The organism is Ruegeria sp. O5 (assembly GCF_056535105.1).
The window spans coordinates 77,371-95,633 of sequence record NZ_JBQERN010000001.1 but is presented as its reverse complement, the minus strand read 5'-3'; the positions used below and the strand labels follow the sequence as shown (position 1 = coordinate 95,633).

Here is an 18,263-nt window from a genome sequence, read left to right as displayed (position 1 = left end):
GAATAGTTGCGCGCATTGTCCGGTGACGCCGCCTATCTGAGAAAACCATGCGCACGATCATTTCATTTGCCGCCCTGTTTCTTTCGGTCATTCTGCTTCAGCTTTCAACGGGCGGCGTCGGGCCACTTGATGCCATTTCCGGGATCACCTTAAGCTTTTCGACCGAACAGATCGGTATGCTGGGTTCAGCGCATTTCCTTGGCTTTTTCATAGGTTGCTGGTGGGCGCCGCGACTGATGGGCAGTGTCGGGCATTCCCGCGCATTTGCCGTATGCACAGCGCTGGGCGCGATGGGGTTGATCGGGCACACCCTGACAGACAATCCTTATGTATGGGCGGCGTTGCGCATCGCCTCGGGCACATGTGTGGCAGGTAGTTACACTGTCATCGAAGCGTGGCTGAATGCAAAAGTGACCAATGAGACACGTGGACGAGCCATGGGCACCTATCGCATCGTCGATATGGGTGCCTCGCTGAGTGCTCAGTTGATCATCGCCGTCCTGCCACCCGCCTCGTATGTTTCCTATAACCTCTTGGCGATCCTTTGCTGCGCCTCATTGCTGCCGCTGACACTGACACGCGCAAGTCAGCCGAAGACGCCCGACGCCCCCCGCCTGCGCCCGAAACTGGCATGGCACAGTTCGCCGTTGGCCGTCGCGGGCGTCATTGTTTCGGCACTCAGTTCAGCATCTTTCCGAATGGTCGGGCCCGTCTACGGTCAGGAAGTCGGGTTGGGAGTGGATCAAATCGCCTTCTTCCTCGCCTCTTTCGTTCTGGGCGGGGCGCTGGCGCAGTATCCGATGGGATGGCTCGCGGACAAATACGACCGGCGCTGGGTCTTGATCTGGCTTTCGGTCGCGGCGGTGCTAAGCTGCGGGGTCACAATGGCGGCAAGCGACACGGGAACCGTCGGTGTCATGCTTGCAGCGGCGCTTTTTGGGTTCACGACATTCCCAATCTTTTCGGTGTCATCCGCACATGCCAACGATTTTGCGACAACCGAACAAAGGGTCGAGTTGTCTGCCGCCTTGATGTTCTGGTACGCGCTGGGGGCTATTGCGTCACCCTATATCACGTCAACACTGATCCAGGATTTCGGCCCCAGCGCGCTGTTTGCATTTGTTGCGGTCGGCCACGTATTCCTGATCGGTTTCGGCCTGGCCCGGATGCGGTCGCGTCCAACACCCGCGGAGAGAACCAATTACGTCTACGCACCGCGTACATCCTTTACGGTCGGAAGGTTGCTGAAACGCGCCCGCGAGGAATGAATAGCGGACCCGCAGCCCTGCATTGCGCAGAGTCTGCGTATTGGCTGACCACAATCTGACCGTATTACAACGGCCATCGGCGGCTTGGTCGCCCTATCAGGCGCGCGTTACAAATCAGAGTTATTCCAGTCACCTACGAAACCGGGCTTTTGCTGAGCGGTGACTTAGGTTAGACGAACGCGCAGTTAGATATGCGGAAACGGAATATGGCTCGGATTCTCATCACCTCGGCGATCCCTTACATCAATGGGATCAAGCATCTCGGCAATCTGATCGGCTCGCAACTGCCTGCCGACTTGTATGCACGCTACCAGCGTGGCCGGGGGAACGAGGTCATGTTCCTGTGCGCCACCGACGAACACGGCACGCCAGCCGAATTGGCCGCTGCCAAAGCTGGAAAGCCAGTGGCCGAGTATTGCGCGGACATGTACGAAATTCAGTCCGACATCGCCAAGCGTTTTGGGATGAGCTTTGATCACTTTGGCCGCTCATCCAGCGAGCAGAACAAAAAGCTGACCCAACATTTCGCCGGGAAACTGGATGCGGCCGGGTTGATCCGCGAGGTCACGGAAAAGCAAATCTATTCCAACGCAGATGGTCGCTTTCTTCCCGACCGCTATATCGAGGGCACCTGCCCCAATTGCGGGTATGAGAACGCACGTGGCGACCAGTGTGAAAACTGCACCAAGCAGTTGGATCCGACCGACCTGATTGAACCGCGCTCGGCCATTTCGGGCTCGACCGATCTGGAAGTGCGTGAGACCAAGCACCTCTATCTGCGCCAATCGGCGATGAAGGATCAGCTGGATGCCTGGATTGACAGCAAAACTGACTGGCCGATCCTGACCACATCCATTGCCAAGAAATGGCTGCATGATGGCGACGGGCTGCAAGACCGGGGGATCACCCGCGATCTGGACTGGGGCGTTCCAGTCAAGAAAGGCGAACAGGACTGGCCCGGTATGGAAGGCAAGGTGTTCTATGTCTGGTTCGATGCGCCGATTGAATACATCGCCTGTGCCAAGGAATGGGCGGATTCGACCGGGAAACCCGATTCCGAGTGGAAACGCTGGTGGCGTACCGATAAGGGTGCGGACGATGTGCGATATGTCCAGTTCATGGGCAAGGACAACGTGCCATTTCACACGCTTTCTTTCCCCGCCACTATTCTAGGGTCGGGCGAGCCGTGGAAAATGGTCGACCACCTGAAATCCTTCAACTACCTGAATTACGACGGCGGCCAGTTCTCGACCTCGCAGGGGCGTGGCGTTTTCATGGATCAGGCGCTCAAGATTCTGCCAGCCGACTACTGGCGGTGGTGGCTGCTGAGCCATGCGCCGGAAAGCAGCGACAGCGAGTTCACGTGGGAGAACTTCCAACAATCCGTGAATAAGGATCTGGCCGATGTTCTGGGCAACTTCGTCAGCCGCATCACCAAGTTCTGTCGCTCGAAATTTGGTGAGGTGGTGCCAGAAGGCGGTGAGTTTGGCGAGCGTGAGAACGCTCTGATCGACGAACTCACCAAACGCGTCCGCGCTTATGAGGCGCATATGGAAGCAATGGACGTCCGCAAGTCGGCTCAGGAACTGCGGGCCATCTGGGTGGCTGGCAATGAATACCTGCAAGCAGCGGCACCGTGGTCAACCTTCAAGGAAGACCCCGAAGGGGCCGCTGCGCAGGTGCGTCTGGGCCTGAACCTGATCCGGTTCTATGCCGTGCTCAGCGCGCCGTTCATCCCTGATACCTCAGCCAAGATGCTAAGCGCCATGAACACGCTTGATACCAGCTGGCCCGAGGACGTGGCCGCAGCGTTGAACGCCCTGCCAGCGGGTCACGACTTTACCGTGCCAGACGTTCTGTTTGCCAAGATCACAGACGAACAGCGCGAAGAATGGCAGGCAAAATTCGCCGGCAAACGCGGCTGACCACCCTGGTATTCGTCATCTCAAACGGGGGCCGTCGGCCCCTGTTTTCGTTTAGCACCTAGGAACAGGCCGACACCTAAACCAGCTTAGTTGCTGAAATTTTCGGCGTCATCGCAAACCTCCGCGGGATTCATCGCGCTTGAGAATTCGTGGCAAACAAGCCATCCTGCAAACAAGTTTTGTCGACTCGCGCGATTGTGACCGCCGGGATGGACACCAATTGTTTCTGAAATGCACGAGGCTTTCGCCATGTCCCAAGTTTTCCCTTTTCCAACTCAGGCCCGCAATCCAATTGCCACCGCATTATTGCTGATATCCCTGGGACTGGCCCAACCTGCAACTGCACAGGACGAAGGAGCGGCACCAAAAGTCACGATTGCGGCCGCCTACACCGAAGAAATCACCGACGAGGCTTCCTTCATAGGGCGCGCTCAGGCGATCAATAAGGTCGATATCGTGGCCCGCGTGAATGGTTTTCTCAACAGCCGGAATGTCGAGGATGGGGCTACGGTCAAGGAAGGAGACCTGTTGTTCACCATCGAACCGGACCTTTACGAGGCGACATTGGAGGCCCGAAAAGCTGATCTGAACCGGGCCGAGGCGAACCTTGAGCTGGCCAAGGTCGATCTGGCGCGAAAGGAAGAGCTTTACAAACGCGACGCGACACCTGAATCCGAACGCGACATCGCGCGGGCCAACGAACTGGTCGCCGAGGCTGAGGTCAAGGCCGCAAATGCGGCGATCCAGCAGGCCGAACTGGACCTGAGCTATACGCAGATCCACGCACCTTTTGATGGGCGTATCGGCAGCATCACCACCAGCGTCGGCGATGTGGTAGGCCCGACCAACCCGCCGCTGGTGAACATTGTCAGCGAGACGCCGATCTATGTGAATTTCTCTCTGAACGAAAAACTTTTCACTTCGGTTCTTCAGGCAGTTGGCGCAAATTCAGCTTCTCTTGCGGACAGCCCGCAAAGCCCCAATGTGCATATCACGCTGCCAAATGGAACCAAGTTGGATGAAACGGGCAGGATCGTATTCGTTGACAATCGTATCGACCCGTTGACCGGCGCGATCACAATGCGCGCCCAGTTCGAAAATGCCGACCGTTTGATCCTGGACGGTGCATTCGTGAATGTGCAGATCGAAGCGTTGCAACCGACCTTGCAAGTTCTGGTGCCGCAAGCTGCGCTGCAACGCGATCAGCGTGGTGATTTTGTTCTGGTTGTAAACGACAAGCAGATGGTGGAGCAGCGATACATCACCACAGGCAACACGGAAGGTACCGCCATCATCGTTACCGAAGGTTTGCGTGAAGGCGAAAGCGTGATTGTCGAGGGCCTGCAACGGGTCCGCCCCGGCGTGGCTGTTGACGCGGTCGTCGCCTCTGAACAGCCGGGAGAGTAATCGATGTTCTCAGCCCTGTTCATCAGCCGGCCAAAGCTGGCGTTTGTCATCTCGCTGGTGCTGACCATCATGGGTGGCATCGGCTATCTGGTGCTGCCGGTCGCGCAGTTCCCGGACATTACCCCGCCCGTGGTCAACGTATCCACCAAATACACCGGCGCAAATGCGGAAACAGTGGAGAACACCGTTGCCGCACCGATCGAGGCGCAGGTCAACGGTGTGGACGACATGATCTACATGACATCCAGATCGTCTGACAACGGCTCGTATTCGTTGGACGTAACCTTCGAAGTTGGCACCGACCCCGATATCGCCTCGGTCAACGTGCAGAACCGGGTGGCGCAGGCAATGTCGTCGTTGCCCGCCGAAGTGACATCTTCGGGCGTTGTCACACAAAAATCGTCGACCAATATGCTGATGCTGGTCACGCTGACCTCGCCCAATGGCACCTATGACAGCGTGTTTCTTTCCAACTATGCCTCGATCAACCTGCGCGATGCGCTGGCGCGTGTGCAAGGCGTGGGTAAGGCTGATGTTCTGACCAACCTTGAATACGCCATGCGGGTCTGGATGGACCCTGACAAGATGGCCGCCCTGTCCATCACACCAGGTGATGTGATCAACGCGATCCGCGAACAGAATATCGAAGTGTCTGCAGGCTCGATCGGTGCACCGCCTGTGCCCGAAGGCCAGACCTTTCAATACACGATCAAGTCCAAAGGGCGACTGACATCCGCTGAAGAATTTGGCGATATCGTGATCCGTACCGGAGATGCCGGCGCAATTGTCCGCGTAAGGGACATCGCCCGGGTTGAGCTTGGCGCACAGTTCTACTCGGCGTCCGGTTATTTTCAGTCCGTGCCGGCCACCGTGATCGGCATCTATCAGGCCCCCGGCGCAAACGCCCTCGCCGTTTCAGAGCGCGTGCAGGCGGAACTGGAGCGGCTGTCCCGCGCATTCCCGTCGGATGTCGAATATGATGTCCCCTTCAACACGACCGACTTTGTCGAAGCCTCGTTGAATGACGTTGTTTCCACACTGATCCTGACCTTCACACTTGTGATCTCGGTCGTTTTTGTGTTCCTCGGCAGTTGGCGCGCCACGATCATTCCGGCGGTTGCCATCCCGGTCTCACTGATTGGCACGTTTGCTTTCTTGCTGGCCTTCGGCATGTCGTTGAACACGATCTCGCTGTTCGCACTGGTGCTGGCTATCGGTATTGTGGTCGATGACGCCATCGTCGTTGTTGAAAACGTCGAGCGCATCATCGCTGATGAGGGGCTGCCCCCGGCAGAAGCCACCCGTAAGGCAATGGGGCAGATCACAGGCCCGGTCATCGCGACCACGCTGGTTCTGTTGGCGGTTTTCGTGCCGGTGACATTCATGCCGGGCATCTCAGGGCGGTTGTACTCTCAGTTCGCTGTCACGATCTCGACCGCTGTTGTGATCTCGTCCATCAACGCGCTGACACTGTCACCTGCCCTGTGCGGGCTGGTCCTTAAGGCCCGCTCAGGGCCGCCCAAAGGGCTACTTGCGCTGTTCGAAAACTTCATTGGTGGCGTTCGCAACGGCTATGTCGCTATTGTGCGCAAACTGCTTGTCTTTCCAGCTATCGCGCTGGCCATCGTGGTTGGTCTCGGCATGGGAACAGGGGCAATCATGTCGAACACCTCAGCCGGGTTTATCCCGCTGGAAGACAATGGTTATCTCTTTGTTGACGTGCAACTGCCTGACGCCGCGACGCTGGAACGGACCGAGGCCGTGACAAAGCGCCTCGATGACCAGATACGCGAGATCCCGGGTGTGTCCAGCACCGTTCTGATCAATGGCTTTTCATTGCTGAACGGCACAATCACCAACGGCGCTGCGATCTTCGTGAACCTCGACAACTGGGCCGAACGGCAGGAGGAGGACCTGAGCGCCAAGGCCATTCTGGCCAAGGTGCTGGCCATCGCGAATAATGAGACCGCAGCCTCGACCGTTGCCTTCAACCCGCCACCAATTCAGGGTCTCGGCATGTCGGCCGGGGTCGAGATGGAGGTGCAGCAAACCGGCGGCGGTTCACCGCAGGATCTGGCATCGGCTGTGGGGTCGTTTGTCTATTCGGCCAACCAACGACCCGAGATCGGGCAAGCCTATACGACATTCCGTGCCAACGTTCCGCAACTTTTCGTCGACCTGGACCGCGAGAAAGCCAAGACACTGGACGTCTCGGTGGCTGAGATTTTCCAGACCATGCAGGCCCAGCTGGGGTCGTATTATGTCAACGACTTCAACCTGTTTGGTCGCGTCTATCGCGTAATGATCCAGGCGGAAGGCAGCTATCGCGACAATGTCGATGACATTGCCAGCCTCTATGTGCGTTCACAGAAGGGCGACATGGTGCCACTGGGTACCCTGATTGACGTGGAAAACGTTTTGGGGCCGGTTCTGCTGAAGCGACATAACCTTTTCCGGTCGGCAACGGTGACAGCGGTGCCAGCGCCGGGCCTGTCCAGCGGCGATGCGATCACCGCGATGACAGAGGTCTCTGCTTCGGCTCTGCCGCCGGGATACTCGTTCGAATGGACGGGAACGGCACAACAACAATTGGCGTCCGGCAGCTTGGTGATCGTCATTCTGGGGCTGGCTATCCTATTCGGTTACCTGTTTCTGGTTGGACAGTATGAAAGCTGGACTATGCCGGTCTCGATCCTGCTGTCTGTGGTCGTGGCCCTGTTCGGGGCGGTGGCCGCGGTTGCCATCGTTGGCAGTGACATCAACCTCTATACGCAGATCGGTATGATCATGCTGGTGGGCCTTGCTTCGAAGAACGGCATTCTGATCGTCGAGTTTGCAATGGAACAGCGCGCCAAGGGTCTTTCGATCAAGGACGCTGCCGTCGAGGCAGCTCATCAGCGGTTCCGCGCTGTCATGATGACCGCCCTGTCTTTCCTGCTAGGCGTCGTACCGCTGCTGGCTGCCAATGGTGCGGGTGCGGCCAGCCAAAAAGCCATCGGTGTCGCCGTGTTCGGTGGCATGTTGGCCGCGACGCTGGTTGGCGTAATCGTGGTGCCTGTCCTCTACGCTCTGATGCAAAGCATGCGCGAGTGGCTGAAAGGCAGTAAAAACGATCCCGGCCCTTCAGAAGAAGCGGCCTGATCCGATCAAAGCCCCGCCCATCAGCGGGGCTTTTTTCTGGTGTCAGTCTGATCTTTCCCGCCGCCGTTCAGAGAGTTCGCGGATCACCACCTTTGCCTCTGGTGTCGGTGCCTGCTCGACCCGGCGATAATCCGATCCATCCCGGTTCCGTGTCAGCAGCCCACATGAAATCATGGTCCGGCGCAGGGTTGCAGGGTCATCAAAACAATGTTCGGCATTGAGGCACGTGTTGACCTCACCCTCTTGCAGCACCGCGGCTGCCGGTACCGCAGACCAGAGCCCCCACAAGGACAAAGTCTGCACCGATCGTTTTGACGGCCATTGCCGAAGTCTGCCCTGCCCGTCGAACAGGTGCAGTGTGCGCTCAACCGTGCGCATGTCAGCAGCCGGCTGTTTCAGGCGGGTCTCGATCCGCCGGGCAGCGGCACTGGTGGCGCGCATATGTTGCACGTTCTGAAACCCGGCGGCACGAGCGACCATGTTCATCAGGGTCAGGTGCGACGGGCTGGAGTCGCCAAGTTGTTGGGACAGGATACGCACGAATCCGGTCAGATCATCGGCGTGCAAGTGTACAGGAGTTTTGCTCATCACAAATCCATATCGGGCGTTTTGCGCGATCGTTGGTCGCTGACTTGACGAAACAACGCCCTGATGGTTGCGATAGTTTCACATACACTGGCAGGTTTAGCACTCTGGGTAAGAGCAGCGACGCCTCGGTGTCTGCCGACCGTATCCAACGGCTAGCACAACACTCATCACCCGCCAAGAGGATAGAAAGATGGATCAGGTCGAGCCGGGGGCCAGCCGTTCAGCCATCCAGCCGTCGATCCGCGCGATCTGCTCGGCATTCAGTCGCAAGCCCAGCTTGTTGCGCCGCCAGACGACATCTTCGGCGGTCCGTGCATATTCCTTGTCGATCAGCCACGCGACTTCCCGCGCGGTCAGGGTTGCGCCAAAATCCTCGCCCAGATCAGTCAGTTGTTGCGCATCCCCAAGGACATCTGTTGCTTCGGTTCCATAGGCCCTGATCAGGCGTGCAGCCCAGGCGGCACCCAGAAAAGGATACGCGGCCTGAAGCTGATCAGTCAGGGCTTCAACAGCGTCAACCGGAAAGTCACCGCCCGGCAGCGCCACACCAGCGGTCCAGGGGCCCGGCATATTCGGAAAGAATTCACCAACCTTCTCCAAAGCACTTTCCGCAAGCCTGCGATAGGTGGTGATCTTGCCGCCAAACACGTTCAATACAGGCGCCCCACCCTGCGCATCGACTTTCAGCGTGTAATCTCGCGTTGCTGCGGTGGCACTGCTGGCACCGTCGTCATAAAGCGGCCGCACACCAGAATAGGTCCACACAACATCTTCGCGGGTCACAGCGCGCCTGAAATACTTCGATGCGAAGGCGCACAGATACTCCTGCTCGGCCTCGGTACAGACGGGTTTCGTGTCAGGGTCTGGGTGATCCTGATCCGTTGTGCCGATCAGGGTAAAATCCTGCTCGTATGGTATGGCGAAAATGATGCGGCCGTCTTCGCCTTGAAAAAAATAGCACTTGTCGTGGTCATACAGCCGGGGCGTCACAATATGGCTGCCCCGAACAAGCCGAACACCCTCGCGTGAGTTCACTCGGATCTTGGTCTGGATGATGTCCCCGACCCAAGGGCCACCCGCATTGATCAGCATTCTGGCCAGGACAAGACGGATTTCGCCGCTGTTGCGATCACGAATGGATACCTGCCAAAGATCGTCCACCCGCTCGGCCGAAATCACCTCGGTTCGCACCATGATCTGCGCACCGCGCGCCTCGGCGTCGCGGGCATTCAGGACCACCAACCGTGAATCTTCGATCCAGCAATCGGAGTATTCATATGCCGTTTCGAACTTGTCCTGTAGCGGGGCGCCTTCCGGAGCCGATCGCAGGTTCAGCGACGTGGTGCCCGGCAGAATTTTGCGGCCACCCAGATTGTCATACATGAACAAACCCAACCGGATCAGCCAGGCCGGACGCCGCCCCCGCATCCACGGCATGACCGTGCTGAGCAGCCGTGAGGTCGGCGTTTCCGAGTCAAACCGCATGTCCTTGTGGTAGGGCAGCACAAAGCGCATCGGCCAGCTGATATGCGGCATCGCGCGCAACAGGGTTTCGCGCTCGATCAGAGCCTCGCGCACCAGACGGATTTCGAAATACTCCAGATACCGTAACCCGCCATGAAACAGTTTGGTCGAGGCTGATGATGTGGCCGAGGCCAGATCATTCATCTCTGCCAAAGCAACTGACAGCCCGCGGCCAGCAGCATCCCGTGCGATGCCGCAGCCATTGATCCCGCCACCGATGATAAAAAGGTCCGTTGTCTGAACGTCCGCTGACTGCATGCCAATGATTCCTTGTCAGGATGGATGATAGGCATTTGCCAGAACATTCTTCGTATGGTCAATGTTTATGTTCGAATTTCTTCGTTTTGCAACACTGGCCTTATGTTTTCGCACGCCGTTCTTGCAAAACCGGCCAGAAAGAACAAAAACGAAAGAAACACTTCAAGTCTGGAAAAACCCCATGTCGCTGTCTTTCCGCCAATCTGACATTCTGGACATTGCCGGGGCCGAAGGCCGCGTCACCGTTGACCGGTTGGCCGAAAGATTTGGTGTCACGGTCCAGACGATCCGGCGCGACCTGACCGAGTTGGCCGAGGCAGGTAAACTGGATCGGGTGCATGGCGGCGCGGTGCTGCGCTCGGGCGTGTCAAACATCGGATATGAAGACCGCCGCGCCCTGAACGCCGACGCCAAGACCCGTATTGCACAGGCTTGCGCCATCGATATCCCCGACGGCGCATCGATCTTCATGAACATCGGAACCTCGACCGAGGCCGTAGCGCGGCAATTGCTGAACCACAAGAACCTGATGGTTGTGACCAACAACATGAACGTCGCAAACATTCTGATTGAGAATCCGGATTGTGAGGTCGTCATGGCCGGAGGCGTCCTGCGGCGCACAGACGGCGGGTTGATCGGAAATCTGACCGTTTCGACCATTCGGCAATTCAAATTTGATCTTGCCGTTATCGGCTGTTCAGCTTTGGACATTGACGGAGATCTTCTGGACTTCGATTTTCAGGAGGTACAAGTCAGCCAGACCATCATTGCGCAGGCACGCCGTACATTTCTGGTTGCCGACCATTCCAAGTTTCACCGCTCTGCCCCGGCGTGCATCGCTTCTTTGGCTGAAATCGACGCGATCTACACGGATGCGCCGTTACCTGGCGATCTGCACCTGCGCAGTCAGGACTGGCAAACGGACATCGTCCTATGTAGCTAGCGGACATTAAGAATAGTCTCAAAATTACCGCGTCGCTTGCCAGATGCCACCCGGCCTGACACTATCGTCTGCATAAAGATATGAGCACGGGAGGGGAGCACCGGGCCATGATTGCGCTTTTATTTGCATTACTTACTGCCACGATGGGGCTCAACTATTTCAACATGACGAAGGCAGGCAATGCGCTGTTCTTCCTTACGATTGCCCTGAGTATCTACTGGTTGAAATTCCACGCCACCAGTCAGTTGACAATTCAGCTTTGAGGGCCTCGTCATGACACCTGAACTGTCACGTACACTGAACGCGATCGGAATGCTGGCTGTCTGTCTTGTTCTGGCGCTGGCGTTCTTCTATCAACTTGCCCTTTACGAACTACCCTGCCCGCTTTGCCTGTTGCAGCGTGTCGGCTTTGTTGCTGTCGGCGTCGGGCTGGGCTTGAACCTGCTGTATGGCGCGCGACCGCAGCACTATGCCATTATGCTGATTGCCGCTTTGTATGGCGGCAGTGTTTCGATCCGGCAAATCCTGTTGCACATTGTGCCGGGAACCGGCCACTACGGTTCGCCCGTTCTGGGGCTGCATTACTACACTTGGGCGGGCATCGCCTTTTTCCTTGTCCTGCTGGGTACGTCGTTCATGCTGCTTTTTGATCGCCAATACGACTCGGGCGCGACCAGCGAGGGGCGATTTGGGGGAAACAAGCTGGCCAAAACCGCCTTCTTTGTCATGCTGGCACTGGCCGTGCTGAATGCCGGTTCAACTCTGCTGGAATGCGGACCGGGCATTTGTGATGACCCGCCTACGGACTACAAGTTGATTGACGAACTGAAAGCGAATGATTGAGGATACCCTAACCTTCCCCTGATGGAGGCAAACGCATGGGACTATTGGGCCAGCCGCTTGGCTATTATGACTATCTGACATTTGCCGCGCTGATCCTGCTACTTGCAGCGGTTATGGCGCTGTTCCTGTTCATTATGGGCCTTCCGGGGCGGATCGCGATCAAACGCAATCATCCCCATGCCGAAGCTGTAAAGATCATGGGATGGATGGGGTTCTTGGCTGTTGTGCCTTGGGTTCACGCTTTCATGTGGGCTTTTCACGATGGCGTCACGGTCGATATTCGCCGTGGCCCGGACGAGGAAAAAGATGCCATTCGCGATGAAATCAAACGTCTGGGCGGCAAGGTCAAGCCCGAATACCAGGATCGTCTGGACACAGATGACACACAACCCAGTTAAGACCGAAGGACCCTAATACCTATGTTCGTCGCCCTCGGCATCACGCTGTTCTACATCATTTTCGTCTGGCTCATTTTCTTCAAGCTGGAATGGCTGAAGTTCAACATAGCCTGGGGCATTGTTTCGTTCTGGGTGGGTGCACACCTGCTGCTGATCTTCCTTGTGGCGCTGCGTTTCTTTCAGCCGTTTTCCGCAGACAGCCACGTGGTACGTTCGACCATACAGATCATCCCCAAGCTGACACAGCCGACGATCCTCTCCGAGGTTCTTGTTGAACCGAACACACCGGTCACAAAGGGCGATCCGCTTTATCGGTTCGACGATACGGTGTTTTCTCTGGCGGTCGATAATGCGCAGGCCCAGTTGGTGGCGGCACAGCAGAACGCCAAGATCCTTGAACAGGATGTCATTGCCTCGACCGAAGCTGTCGAACGGGCCAATGCACAACTGGCTTATGCGCAAACTCAACAGGCAAGGTATGAAAACCTTGTTCCCGCCGGAGGCGCCCGTCAGGACGACCTCGACCGTTGGAACGAACAGGTGACGGAAGATCAGGCCGCCGTCAAACAGGCCGAGGCGAACCTGGCCAAGGCTCAGCTGGCGCTGGAATCGCAGATTGACGGCGTGAACACCGGCATCCTTCAGGCGCAGGCGCAATTGGCCGAAGCCGAGTATTTTCTGGAAAACACAACAATCTATGCGCCTGAAAATGGCATGATCGTCTCGCAGCAGGCGCGCCCCGGATTGGTAGTCGGTGACGTCCGGTTGGGTGCGATTGCCAGCTTTGTGACTGATGAAAGCCCTTATATCCTTGCCACATTCCGCCAGCAGAACCTGAAATTTGTCGAGCCGGGGCAAGAGGTCGAAGTCGCACTTGATCTTTATCCCGGTGAAATCCTGACAGGCAAGGTCGAAGCGATCTGGTGGGCGACCCGGCAAGGGCAACTCATCCCGTCGGGCCGCCTGCCCGGTTTCGAGCTGCCCAAACTGCCCGGTCGGATTGCTGTTCAGATCACCGTCGATGTTCCGGAAGACCACATTTTCCCAGCGGGCGGCCATGCCGCAGTGGCGATCTATACAGGCCAAGGCAAAAGTTTTGAGTTTCTGAGGCGTATCAACATCCGCCTCTATTCTTTCGCCAACTTCATCCGACCTCTGGATATCTGAGGATGCGCGCCATGACACTCCGCAGGTTGCTGGGAACCGCCATTTGTGCCGCCACTCTTGCGGCCTGCACACCCGTTGGGCCGGATTTCGTGCGCCCCAACTCACCGGTCGTGAAACAGTGGATCGAGGTCAACAACCCCAGCACTGGTCAAAGCGGGCTGACGTCGCGCAGTGCGCCTGTCGTGAAATGGTGGCAGACATTCAATGATCCGACCCTCAACAAACTGATTGCCGAGGCCTACGCCCAGAACCTGACACTTCAGGTCGCTGGCGCGCGGGTTTTGCAGGCTCGCGCACAACTGGGTATCGCCTTTGGCGAGCTTTATCCACAGTCGCAGGCCATAGGCGGATCGCTTGATCGGCGCCAGATCAGTGACAATCTGGGGCCGATTTCGGATGTTAATCGCGTCATCCCGCTGGATACCGAATTCTCGACCTCGCAAGTCGGCTTCGATGCCCAGTGGGAGCTGGACGTCTGGGGTGCCCAGCGGCGCGGTGTTCAGGCGGCGCGATCCAACCTGGCCCTGCAAGTGGCGAATTACGACGACGCGTTGGTTACGCTGACCGGGGACGTCGCCGCGCTTTACGTCAATATCCGGGCGTTGCAGGAGACGCTGGCAATTGCGCGCGAGAACATCAAATTGCAGCAGGACTCGGCAGACCTGACTCAGCTGCGGTTCAACAATGGCGTCACCACGGAACTGGACGTGCAAGAATCCACCGCCCTACTGAACAACACTAAGGCGCTGGTACCGGAACTGGAAAGCGACCTGCAACAGACCAAGAACGCGCTTGCGGTGTTGTTGGGCACAACACCTTCACGCATGACCGGTCTGTTGGGCAATACCGGACGCATTCCATCGGCCCGAGCAAATGTGGCTGTGGGCGTTCCCGCTGAATTGCTGCGCCGCCGCCCGGATGTGCGCGCGGCTGAACTGGCGGCAGCCACGCAATCAGCACAGGTGGGCATCGCGATGGCGGACCTGTATCCCCAATTTATCCTGTCGGGCGCGATCGGTCTGCAGGCATCCGGCGGGCGCGATCTGTTCAGCGGTGGCAGCACAACGGGACTGGCCAGTGCTGGTGTGGTCTGGAATGTGCTGAACTATGGCCGCATCAAGAACAATGTTCGCGCGCAAGACGCCGCTTACCAGGCGCTGATTGCGAACTATCAGAACACTGTGCTGACCGCTTATTCCGAAGTTGAAAGTGCCATGGTCGCTTATGCGCAGGCACGTAAGCAGGTCGGGTTCTATCAGCAAAGCGTCGACGCCTCACGCAAAGCTGCCGAAATCGCCGTCAACCAGTATACAGACGGCATTGCCGATTATTCGCGTGTTCTGAACACCCAGACCGCGCTATTGCGATCACAGGCCAACCTGATCGAGGCGCGGCAGCAGGTATCCAGCAATCTGGTGGCGGTTTACAAGGGCCTGGGCGGCGGATGGCAAATCCGTCAAAATCAGGAATTCCTGCCTGAAACCGTTCTGGCCGAGATGGCCTATCGCACGGATTGGGGCGATCTGCTGCAGAAAACCCCAACCCGCGCGAGCCTGAATTAGGTGCTACTTGGTTAACCCGCGCAACCCGCCCGAGATCAGGATATTGACCTCATAAAGGATGCGGGGCGCGGCCAGCCCGCCGGGGCTGGCCAGATAATTCGGGCTCCATTCCGGATCGAACTTCTGCTTGAACGCACGAAGACCCTCAAAATGGTAGAACTGTTCGCCATGTTCGTAAACGAACCCTCCAATCCGGTTCCAAAGCGAGGCAAGCTGACGGTTCTCAATCCCTGAGAACGGTGCGGCACCCAGTGAAAACCAGTGAAAACCCTGCTGCGCACCCCAATCCATCATGTCGGCGAAAAGAGCGTCCATGACGAAACTTGGGCTATCGGGTTCATAGCGCATAAGGTCCAGTGATAACTCGGATTTATTTCCCCCTTGGAACAGGTTGGCAAAGGCCATGATCTTGCCGGTGTTGCCATCACGCAGGATCGCATGATCGAAATAGGACAGGTATTGATCATCAAATCCACCCAGCGCAAAGCCCTTTTCTGCACCGGCCTTTTGCGCAAGCCAGCGGTCTGAAATCCCACGCAAATCTGACAACAGAGGCGCCAGTTCTTCCTTCGGAATGATCTCGAACACATATCCTTCGCGTTGAGCACGGTTCTTGGCCTGCCGGAACCGCTTGCGCGACTTTCCGTCCAGTGAGAAGTCGTGCAATGACACCCGCGCAACCTCACCAATCTTCAGGATCGACAGTCCAAGATCCAGAAAAGTCGGCAGATATTTGGTCGAGACACTGTAGAACGCGCAGAGTTTACCTTCGCGATCCGCCATTTCCCGAAGTTGCCAGATCAGTTGCTGCCCGGCCCTCTCGTCACCAACCGGTTCTCCTTTTGAAATCAGCGCATTGCCCGTGTCTGCATACGCTAAGAATGCGGTCTCATCCGGTGAGATCAGGAATTGCTTGTCACCGGTGAGCGAGATTTGCGACTCCGTATCCTCACTCTCCATCACCAGCCGCTCGACAACCTCTGGGATTTCAACCCGCTGTGGTGTCGGAATCTCACGCCCGAACAGAGAGTTCACGGCAACAATGCCCACGATCACGGCTACAACAAGGCTGGACCGCAGAAAGCGCGAGGCGTCACCGTTCCAGGCAAACTGCCACCACAGATCGTTTTGGTATTCGACATGCGAATATGCAAACAGCCCGATCCAGAATATCACCGCCAACAGAACCACGACACTGATCAGCCATGGGATGTTCAGCCGAAATATCGACGCACCACTGACCCGGTAGAACGCGCCACGAAACATAGCCAGCAGCCCAATCGTTCCCAGCATCGAAAACGCCTCGTGGATGTCGAGCCCCTTTGCAAGCGACGCAAAGAACCCCACCCCCATCAACACCATCGCAACGACCCATGCCCGGTAGAGCTTGCGGAACAACCCGCGCGACACCAGCAATAGCAACACCCCAACGACACTGCCTGCAAGATGCGAAGCCTCGACAAACGAAAGCGGCAGCATATCTTTCAGTGTGCTGAGCTTTTGCGCCCCCGCTGGCAGCGCGCCCGACACCAGCAAGATTACCCCGGCCACCGCGGCAACCCCGGCCGCGACCATCGGAACCATGGGACGGATCACGCGATAGACCCAGATGGCGGCACCGCCGATCATGTGTCTTTGGGTCAAGGCAGATGCAACGGCAATGGAAAGGCTGGCGACTGCAAATGGCAGAAAAGTGTAAACCACCCGATAAAGCAGCAACGCAGCAATCACATCCGAACGGCCTGACGCCCCCAGACCGGCAATCAATGTCGCCTCAAACACGCCGATCCCACCCGGCGCATGGCTCAGGATTCCAACGGCAATGGCAGCGATATAGATCGTGAAGAAATACGGGTACCCGACACCCAGATCATCCGGCATCAGTACGTAAAGCGCCATGGATGCGCCAAACAGGTCGCCAATAGCAGCCAACGTCAGCAGGCCCGCCAGTTTCCCTCCGGGCAGATCGAAACCGACGCCTGCAACGGCCAACCGCCGGCCACCGCTGGACAGCCAAATGAACATCGCAACAAATGCAGCCAGCAAGCACAACCCTATGGTGGTTTCGACCGTTTCGCTGACGGGCATCACCTTGGATATTCCATCCGGGTGCAGGGTCAGCAATAAGCCCAAAATCAGGATCAGACCCATCCAGAACGCCACCCACGAGGTCGCGATTACACCAGCCACCCGGCCAAGGTCCAAGCCAAGCGACGCGTATATCCGATACCGGATCGCGGTTCCCGTGATGTAGGAAAACCCAAGGCAGTTCGACACCGCGTATCCGCTGGCTCCGGCCATCCCCGCCACAGGTAACGGCACCTTGCCATCTGCCACGCTCTGTACCGCGAACACATCATAAAGCGACAGCGACAAAAAGCTGAACGCTGTCCAGCACATCGCAAAAAACATCAATTTCCATGATGTCGCCGAAATATCGGTCTGGACATCCGACCATTTCACATGGGCCGACAGATCGTGCAAAACCGAAAGGGCAATCCCGGTAATAACGACCGGTATCGCGATGCGCAGCCAGGGTTTTTCCAGCAGATCAGCAAGTCGTTCGGCCCACTGACCGGCCAAAGGTTCGTCACCATTTTCAGATGTGGTCATGCCGCAAGCCTTCCGGAAATACTGAACCCTTAGTCAGCAAGCGGCCTACCTAAGGGTAAGTCGCACCCTGTCTACTCACAAACTCTGGCACAAGTCGCATTCATCTCAAAGCACTAGAGCCGCCCCTTGCGCGTTGACAGCAGCAGGTTCGTTTCCGAACGTGTAACGCCGTCGATCCTGCGAATATGAAACAGAACCTCGTCCAGTTCGGCCAGAGTTTCCGCACTGATTTCGGCAATCAAATCCCAACTGCCGTTGGTCGAATGGACCGCCGTGACCTGCCGCATGGCTCCGATCCGGGACATCACGCGCTCGGTGCCGCGCCCCTCGATTTCCAGCATCATCAGCCCACGTACCGGGCTTTGCGCCAGATCCCGACGCGTCAACACGGTAAAACCAACGATCTCTCCGGATTGCTTGAGCCGTTGCAAACGGCTGCGCACCGTCGTGCGGGTCACACCAAGCGTTTCCGACAGCTCTGACAGGCTGGCGCGCGCGTCACGTTGCAATGCGCCCAGCAGACGACTATCCAATTCGTCCATATTACTTTCTCATTAAGGAGTTTCCTGATCCATTTTGAGCATTTTGTGCTCTTCACGCAAGACACAGTGACGGCCTAAATGAAC

The 18,263-nt window shown here is 57.3% G+C and carries 14 protein-coding genes; 10 read left to right on the top strand and 4 right to left on the bottom strand.

Features of this window, described 5'->3' with window-relative positions; genetic code table 11:
• The first annotated feature begins 47 nt into the window (after positions 1 to 47).
• From ACR0M3_RS00440 to ACR0M3_RS00425, 4 genes are all read left to right on the top strand, one after another.
• Complete coding sequence (locus ACR0M3_RS00440) at positions 48 to 1,268, top strand: MFS transporter (RefSeq protein WP_480485858.1); 1,221 nt, start codon at positions 48 to 50, stop codon at positions 1,266 to 1,268.
• Positions 1,269 to 1,474: 206 nt separating this feature from the next.
• Positions 1,475 to 3,193, top strand: coding sequence for a methionine--tRNA ligase (metG, locus tag ACR0M3_RS00435; protein WP_480909188.1), 1,719 nt, complete (start codon positions 1,475 to 1,477; stop codon positions 3,191 to 3,193).
• A 249-nt stretch (positions 3,194 to 3,442) separates the two neighbouring features.
• Positions 3,443 to 4,600, top strand: coding sequence for an efflux RND transporter periplasmic adaptor subunit (locus tag ACR0M3_RS00430; RefSeq protein WP_480909186.1), 1,158 nt, complete (start codon positions 3,443 to 3,445; stop codon positions 4,598 to 4,600).
• A 3-nt stretch (positions 4,601 to 4,603) separates the two neighbouring features.
• Positions 4,604 to 7,741, top strand: a complete 3,138-nt coding sequence (locus ACR0M3_RS00425) for an efflux RND transporter permease subunit (protein ID WP_480909183.1) — start codon at positions 4,604 to 4,606, stop codon at positions 7,739 to 7,741.
• A gap of 42 nt (positions 7,742 to 7,783) precedes the next feature.
• Here ACR0M3_RS00425 and ACR0M3_RS00420 read toward each other — a convergent pair whose 3' ends face one another.
• On the bottom strand, positions 7,784 to 8,329 hold the full coding sequence (locus tag ACR0M3_RS00420) for a DUF2087 domain-containing protein (RefSeq protein ID WP_480909180.1): 546 nt from the start codon (positions 8,327 to 8,329) through the stop codon (positions 7,784 to 7,786).
• 195 nt (positions 8,330 to 8,524) lie between these two features.
• Complete coding sequence (gene glpD, locus ACR0M3_RS00415) at positions 8,525 to 10,111, bottom strand: glycerol-3-phosphate dehydrogenase (protein ID WP_480909178.1); 1,587 nt, start codon at positions 10,109 to 10,111, stop codon at positions 8,525 to 8,527.
• 181 nt (positions 10,112 to 10,292) lie between these two features.
• On the opposite strand from glpD, the gene ACR0M3_RS00410 reads away from it, so the two are divergent.
• From ACR0M3_RS00410 to ACR0M3_RS00385, 6 genes are all read left to right on the top strand, one after another.
• Entirely contained in the window at positions 10,293 to 11,054 is a 762-nt protein-coding gene (locus tag ACR0M3_RS00410; protein WP_480909175.1) for a DeoR/GlpR family DNA-binding transcription regulator, read from the top strand.
• 107 nt (positions 11,055 to 11,161) lie between these two features.
• A complete protein-coding gene (locus tag ACR0M3_RS00405; protein WP_209595994.1) occupies positions 11,162 to 11,317 on the top strand; it encodes a DUF5993 family protein in 156 nt (51 codons plus the stop codon).
• A gap of 10 nt (positions 11,318 to 11,327) precedes the next feature.
• Entirely contained in the window at positions 11,328 to 11,897 is a 570-nt protein-coding gene (locus ACR0M3_RS00400) for a disulfide bond formation protein B (protein WP_480909172.1), read from the top strand.
• A gap of 35 nt (positions 11,898 to 11,932) precedes the next feature.
• Positions 11,933 to 12,295 carry a DUF3302 domain-containing protein gene (locus tag ACR0M3_RS00395; RefSeq protein ID WP_480909170.1) on the top strand — a complete coding sequence of 121 codons (363 nt, stop codon included), beginning with the start codon at positions 11,933 to 11,935 and terminating at the stop codon, positions 12,293 to 12,295.
• Between the two features lie 21 nt (positions 12,296 to 12,316).
• On the top strand, positions 12,317 to 13,462 hold the full coding sequence (locus ACR0M3_RS00390; protein ID WP_209595992.1) for an HlyD family secretion protein: 1,146 nt from the start codon (positions 12,317 to 12,319) through the stop codon (positions 13,460 to 13,462).
• An 11-nt stretch (positions 13,463 to 13,473) separates the two neighbouring features.
• Positions 13,474 to 15,024: an efflux transporter outer membrane subunit gene (locus tag ACR0M3_RS00385; protein WP_480505474.1), complete on the top strand. Its 1,551-nt coding sequence runs from the start codon at positions 13,474 to 13,476 to the stop codon at positions 15,022 to 15,024.
• 3 nt (positions 15,025 to 15,027) lie between these two features.
• Here the strand turns inward: ACR0M3_RS00385 and mprF are convergent, their stop codons facing one another.
• Together mprF and ACR0M3_RS00375 are read right to left on the bottom strand one after the other, a co-directional pair.
• Positions 15,028 to 17,637: a bifunctional lysylphosphatidylglycerol flippase/synthetase MprF gene (gene mprF, locus ACR0M3_RS00380; RefSeq protein ID WP_480909166.1), complete on the bottom strand. Its 2,610-nt coding sequence runs from the start codon at positions 17,635 to 17,637 to the stop codon at positions 15,028 to 15,030.
• Between the two features lie 113 nt (positions 17,638 to 17,750).
• Positions 17,751 to 18,179, bottom strand: a complete 429-nt coding sequence (locus ACR0M3_RS00375; protein ID WP_267364047.1) for an Lrp/AsnC family transcriptional regulator — start codon at positions 18,177 to 18,179, stop codon at positions 17,751 to 17,753.
• Between the last annotated feature and the right edge of the window lie 84 nt (positions 18,180 to 18,263).

What these genes read in the sequence shown, in the direction of transcription:
- ACR0M3_RS00385 (WP_480505474.1), top strand. Translation starts at nt 13,474, where the DNA reads ATGACACTCCGCAGGTTGCTGGGAACCGCCATTTGTGCCGCCACTCTT.
- ACR0M3_RS00405 (WP_209595994.1), top strand. Translation starts at nt 11,162, where the DNA reads ATGATTGCGCTTTTATTTGCATTACTTACTGCCACGATGGGGCTCAAC.
- mprF (WP_480909166.1), bottom strand. Translation starts at nt 17,637, where the DNA reads ATGACCACATCTGAAAATGGTGACGAACCTTTGGCCGGTCAGTGGGCC.
- ACR0M3_RS00395 (WP_480909170.1), top strand. Translation starts at nt 11,933, where the DNA reads ATGGGACTATTGGGCCAGCCGCTTGGCTATTATGACTATCTGACATTT.
- ACR0M3_RS00400 (WP_480909172.1), top strand. Translation starts at nt 11,328, where the DNA reads ATGACACCTGAACTGTCACGTACACTGAACGCGATCGGAATGCTGGCT.
- ACR0M3_RS00410 (WP_480909175.1), top strand. Translation starts at nt 10,293, where the DNA reads ATGTCGCTGTCTTTCCGCCAATCTGACATTCTGGACATTGCCGGGGCC.
- ACR0M3_RS00420 (WP_480909180.1), bottom strand. Translation starts at nt 8,329, where the DNA reads ATGAGCAAAACTCCTGTACACTTGCACGCCGATGATCTGACCGGATTC.
- metG (WP_480909188.1), top strand. Translation starts at nt 1,475, where the DNA reads ATGGCTCGGATTCTCATCACCTCGGCGATCCCTTACATCAATGGGATC.
- ACR0M3_RS00440 (WP_480485858.1), top strand. Translation starts at nt 48, where the DNA reads ATGCGCACGATCATTTCATTTGCCGCCCTGTTTCTTTCGGTCATTCTG.
- ACR0M3_RS00390 (WP_209595992.1), top strand. Translation starts at nt 12,317, where the DNA reads ATGTTCGTCGCCCTCGGCATCACGCTGTTCTACATCATTTTCGTCTGG.
- ACR0M3_RS00375 (WP_267364047.1), bottom strand. Translation starts at nt 18,179, where the DNA reads ATGGACGAATTGGATAGTCGTCTGCTGGGCGCATTGCAACGTGACGCG.
- ACR0M3_RS00430 (WP_480909186.1), top strand. Translation starts at nt 3,443, where the DNA reads ATGTCCCAAGTTTTCCCTTTTCCAACTCAGGCCCGCAATCCAATTGCC.
- ACR0M3_RS00425 (WP_480909183.1), top strand. Translation starts at nt 4,604, where the DNA reads ATGTTCTCAGCCCTGTTCATCAGCCGGCCAAAGCTGGCGTTTGTCATC.
- glpD (WP_480909178.1), bottom strand. Translation starts at nt 10,111, where the DNA reads ATGCAGTCAGCGGACGTTCAGACAACGGACCTTTTTATCATCGGTGGC.